General features: G+C 62.0%; 5 protein-coding genes and 1 pseudogene. All 6 read left to right on the top strand.

Going from position 1 to position 4,942, the window contains the following annotated elements:
* Positions 1–25: 25 nt before the first annotated feature.
* Positions 26–526: an rRNA maturation RNase YbeY gene (gene ybeY, locus EN994_RS17770; RefSeq protein ID WP_127307687.1), complete on the top strand. Its 501-nt coding sequence runs from the start codon at positions 26–28 to the stop codon at positions 524–526.
* 28 nt (positions 527–554) lie between these two features.
* Positions 555–1,685, top strand: coding sequence for a hemolysin family protein (locus tag EN994_RS17775; RefSeq protein WP_063169992.1), 1,131 nt, complete (start codon positions 555–557; stop codon positions 1,683–1,685).
* Between the two features lie 16 nt (positions 1,686–1,701).
* Positions 1,702–2,172, top strand: a pseudogene (locus EN994_RS17780) (VOC family protein).
* A gap of 101 nt (positions 2,173–2,273) precedes the next feature.
* Positions 2,274–3,866 carry an apolipoprotein N-acyltransferase gene (gene lnt / locus EN994_RS17785; RefSeq protein ID WP_063169993.1) on the top strand — a complete coding sequence of 531 codons (1,593 nt, stop codon included), beginning with the start codon at positions 2,274–2,276 and terminating at the stop codon, positions 3,864–3,866.
* 142 nt (positions 3,867–4,008) lie between these two features.
* On the top strand, positions 4,009–4,428 hold the full coding sequence (locus tag EN994_RS17790) for a helix-turn-helix domain-containing protein (protein ID WP_013527901.1): 420 nt from the start codon (positions 4,009–4,011) through the stop codon (positions 4,426–4,428).
* A gap of 169 nt (positions 4,429–4,597) precedes the next feature.
* The coding region (locus EN994_RS17795) for an S-adenosylmethionine synthetase N-terminal domain-containing protein (RefSeq protein ID WP_245466042.1) at positions 4,598–4,942 on the top strand (345 nt) is incomplete at its 3' end.

Raw genomic sequence — 4,942 nt, forward strand, 5'->3', positions numbered from 1 at the left:
GAATTGATGTTGGCGATGCGGCTTCATGCCTGAGGACATAATATCCGGCGACGGGAATATTCCCGTCGACATCGACATAGCGGTTGAGGCGGGCAACTGGCCCGACGAGGCAAGCCTGACGCGGCTGGTCGATCGGGCCGTTAAGGCGGCTTTTGCCGAAACCGGCGTGGCGGGCCGTTCCGAACTCAGTCTCGTTTTTTCCGGCGACGCCCATATCCAGGTTCTCAACGCCGGCTGGCGCGGCAAGGACAAACCGACCAACGTCTTGTCTTTCCCGGCTTTTCCGTTTGCGCAGGGCGGTCCGTTGCCGCCGATGCTGGGCGACATCGTGCTGGCCGCCGAAACGGTCGCCCATGAAGCGGTACTGGAAGACAAGCCTGTCGAGAACCATATCACCCATCTCGTCATCCACGGCCTGCTGCATCTGCTGGGCTACGATCACGAGACCGAGGCCGAGGCCGAGGCGATGGAAGCCGTCGAACGCGCGGCGCTTGCAAGGCTTGCCATTCCCGACCCCTACGCGTAACTACATCTGACCAATTGACCGGACGACGATGAACGACAAACCAGAGACTGCCGCCCGCCCCGACGCCGGCAGTGCAACCAAGGCTTCCGATACGTCGGAAGAGGGATCAAGTCCGAGTACCGTTGCCTCTGGTGCTAGCAGTACCTCTGCTGCTGCCGGCACCTCTGGTGCTGCCAGCATCGGCAGCGCTGCCAGCGAGACATCGCCTGCCGGTCCCTCCCTGTTCGACCGCGTTCTTGGCCTGTTCAGGCAACGCAACGGAACCAGCCTGCGGGAGGAAATCGCCGGCGCGCTTGCCGAGACAACGAGCGATGCCGGCGCCTTCTCGCCCGGCGAACGCGCCATGCTCAACAACATCCTGCGGCTGCGCGAAGTGCGCGTCGAGGACGTCATGGTACCGCGCGCCGACATTCAAGGGGTCGAAATCACGACGACGCTCGGCGATCTGCTGGGCACCTTCGAGCAATCCGGCCATTCCCGCATGCCGGTCTATTCAGAGACCCTCGATGATCCGCGCGGCATGGTCCATATCCGTGATGTGCTGGCCCACATCACCAAGATCGCGCGCGTCAAGAAGGGCCGCTCGACCAGGAAAGCACCCGTCGCCACGGTTCTCGATCTCGCCCAGGTCGATCTCGCACGCACCATTGGCGACCTCAATCTGATCCGCCCGGTGCTGTTCGTGCCGCCGTCGATGCTCGCCTCCGACCTGATGGCTCGCATGCAGACGACGCGCACGCAAATGGCGCTGGTCATCGATGAATATGGCGGCACCGACGGCCTTGCCTCGCTGGAAGACATCGTCGAGATGGTGGTCGGCGACATCGAGGACGAGCATGACGACGACGAGCCAATGATCACCCAGAGCGGCGACGGCGTGTTCATCGTCGATGGCAAGGCCGAGATCGACGACGTCGCCAAGATGATCGGCGGGGATTTCGCCGCCGGTGAACATGGCGAATATGTCGACACCATCGGCGGCATGATTTTCAACACGCTTGGCCGTGTTCCGGCCCGCGGCGAGGTGGTGCAGGCCATACCCGGTTTCGAATTTCACGTCCTCGACGCTGATCCGCGCCGCGTCAAGCGCGTGCGCATCGTGCAGAGCCAGAAGGGTGAGCGTCGCCGGCGTGCCACGGCGCGCACCGAACAGGCGTGAGCGTTTCGCTCGCACGATGACTATCGACGACCCGTTCAAGCATCCAAGTCTGGGCTCTGGTGTTTTCTACAAGGATCCGCATGCCGCGCTGGACTGGCTCGAGGCGGCTTTCGGCTTCGAGCGCAGCATGGTGGTCAGCGATGCCGAGGGAAAGCTCATCCATGCAGAGATGCGGTTCGGCGACAGCTACATCATCGTCGATTCCGAATGGAGCGATTACGTCGCCAGCCCGGCTTCGCTCTCGGGCAAGAACACGCAGTCGATCTATGTCAGGCTGAAGGGTGGCCTGGATGCGCATTGCGAGCAGGCGCGGGCGCTCGACGCTGATATAATCCAGGAGCCGGCGGATCAGTTCTAGGGTGAGCGCCAGTATCGTGCACGCGACCCCGAGGGCCATGTCTGGACCTTCACGCAGACCATCCGTTCGGTTCAGCGCGAGGAGGCCGAGCGGCTGGGGGGCGTTCAAATCGAGGGTTGGCACCGGTAGGCAGGGCCGGAGCTGTGCATCTCAGCTAGCCCATGCGCCGTTTGGAGCGCGGAGCGCAGCCTGTTAAATCTTGTGTCCTGATTCGCGACTCGGAAGTATGCATGGAGCGCCTCACCGGCCGGATAATTCTGCTTTGGGGTTGGCGGCGTGCGCTCGTGGCGTTTCTCGCAGGCGCCCTCGCGGTGCTTGGGCAGGCGCCTTACGACTTCTTCGCCGCCTGTTTCGTCTCGTTCCCGCTGCTGGTCTGGCTGCTCGACGGCGCCACCGGCGAAGCTTCAGGCAGTCTGTTCCGGCGTCTGCGGCCGGCTTTCGCCGTCGGTTGGTGGTTCGGTTTCGGCTATTTCCTCGCCGGCCTCTGGTGGATCGGCTCGGCGCTGCTGGTCGAGGCCGACAGCTTTGCCTGGGCGCTTCCCTTCGCGGTGGTCGGCATTCCTTTCATGCTCGCCTTTTTCTACGGCTTTGCGGCAATCGTTGCCCGGCTGCTGTGGAGCAACGACATTGGCCGCATCGCCGCCCTTGCCTTCGGCTTCGGCCTGGCGGAATGGCTGCGCGATTTCCTGTTCACCGGTTTTCCCTGGAATGCCGTCGGCTACGCGGCCATGCCCGTGCCGCTGCTGATGCAGAGCGTCTCGGTGACGGGCATGATCGGCATGAACGCGCTCGCGGTGTTCGTCTTCGCACTGCCGGCACTGCTGGCGGCACGTCGGCACCTGCGCCTCGGCGCGGCACTGTTTGTCGTGCTCGTCGCTGCCCATGTCGGCTTCGGCTATATCAGGCTTGCCGCTCCCGAATCGCCAGCTTCACGCAGCCTGGATGTCCGCATTGTCCAGCCGGCCGTGGACCTGTCGGAAAAATGGGATGCCTCGGTGCGCGACCGCATCTTCGCGGTCCTGATGGGGCTCTCGGGCAAGGCGCCGGATCCAGGCCATCAAAAGCCGCAACTGATCCTGTGGCCCGAAACCTCGGTGCCGTTCCTCTTCACCGAGCGTCCGGACGCATTGACGGCGCTGGGGGATATGCTCGGACCCGGCCAGATGCTGATTGCCGGCGTCGTCCGCGAGGAAGGCGGCTCGGCCGCAAATGCCGACAGCCGCTACTACAACTCCGTGGTGGCGATCGACGACAAGGGTGAAATCACGGACGCCGTCGACAAGGTTCACCTGGTGCCGTTCGGCGAATACCTGCCTTTCGCCGATCTGCTCCAGCGTTTCGGCATCGAGCAACTGGTTGCCGGGCCGATGAGTTTCGCGGCCGGCAATGAGCGGCACGCCATCACGCTACCCGACGGCATCCGTGCGCTGCCATTTATCTGTTATGAGGTGATCTTTCCCGATCTTGTGGCAGTTGACGCTGCGTCAGCGCAGCTTATTGTGAACGTTACCAATGATGCGTGGTTCGGCGACACGCCGGGTCCGTATCAGCATTTCAGGCAGGCCCAGATCCGTGCGGTGGAAAATGGATTGCCATTGGTGCGTGCCGCCAACAACGGCATCTCGGCCGTCGTCGATCCGCGCGGGCGCATCGTCGATGCGCTTGCTATCGACGCGCGCGGCGCCATCGATGCCCACATACCGATTTCCGGACAGGCGCTCATATCTCCCGGCCAACGGCGCATTAACGGAATGCTGATCATGTTGCTGTTTGCCGTTGGGGCAGCGCTGTTGAACGTAAGGCAAAGGCTACGGGTGAATTGACAGCCAACACATTAGAAACTCATACTGTAAGTGCCTGAAAATTTCTCGAAGCCGGTGGATCGTTCTGTTGGGGCAGTTGCCTCCGGCTTTGTTTGGGCAGGAAAAAAAATAGAGAAAGCCGAAAAAATTCGGCGAGGAAAAAATGACAGAAGATAACAAGAAGAAACCGAATCCGATCGACATCCATGTTGGCAGTCGCATTCGGCTTCGCCGCAACATGCTTGGAATGAGCCAGGAAAAGCTGGGAGAAAACCTCGGCATCACATTTCAACAGATTCAGAAATATGAAAAGGGCACCAACCGCGTCGGCGCCAGCCGTCTGCAGGCGATCGCGTCCATACTCGGCGTGCCTGTCGCTTTCTTTTTTGAGGATGCGCCCGGCCAGGAGCCTGTGGCGGGCCGTGGATTTGCCGAGGACGCTTCGATGGCTTTCGCTGTCGAATTCTGCGGCAGCCCTGAAGGCCTTCAGCTCAACCGGGCCTTTGTCAAGATCGCCGACGCCAAGGTGCGCCGCAGGATCATAGACCTGGTCAAGTCCCTCTCCGCCGACGATCCCGACTGATCCTCAATCACGCCAGGACCGGCGGCGCCCCGCCGCCGGTGGCACAAGATAACGGCATCGACATTCATGCCAGAGCCGAAGCACCGCTTGACGAGCGGCGCTTCGCCCCGCTAACACGTGGCGCGCCAAAATCGGCAGCCTGCCGATCGTTTTTCAAGAGGGGACACCCGTGACGCGGCAGAACTACTTCTTTACCTCGGAATCCGTTGCCGAGGGCCATCCTGACAAAGTCTGTGACCGGATTTCCGACGAGATCGTCGATCTGGTCTATCGCGAAGCCAAGAAGACCGGCATGGACCCGTGGAAAGTCCGTGTCGCCTGCGAGACGCTGGCCACCACCAACCGTGTCGTCATCGCCGGCGAAGTGCGCGTCCCGGAAACGCTGCTGAAGAAGGACAAGGCAGGCAACATCCTCAAGGATGCCGCCGGCCATCCGGTCGTCAATCCGGCCAAGTTCAAATCGGTCGCCCGCAAGGCGATCCGCGAAATCGGCTACGAGCAGGCCGGCTTCCAC

The sequence above is a fragment of the Mesorhizobium sp. M7A.F.Ca.CA.002.09.1.1 genome, from assembly GCF_003998555.1.
In the GTDB taxonomy this organism is placed as follows: domain Bacteria; phylum Pseudomonadota; class Alphaproteobacteria; order Rhizobiales; family Rhizobiaceae; genus Mesorhizobium; species Mesorhizobium ciceri.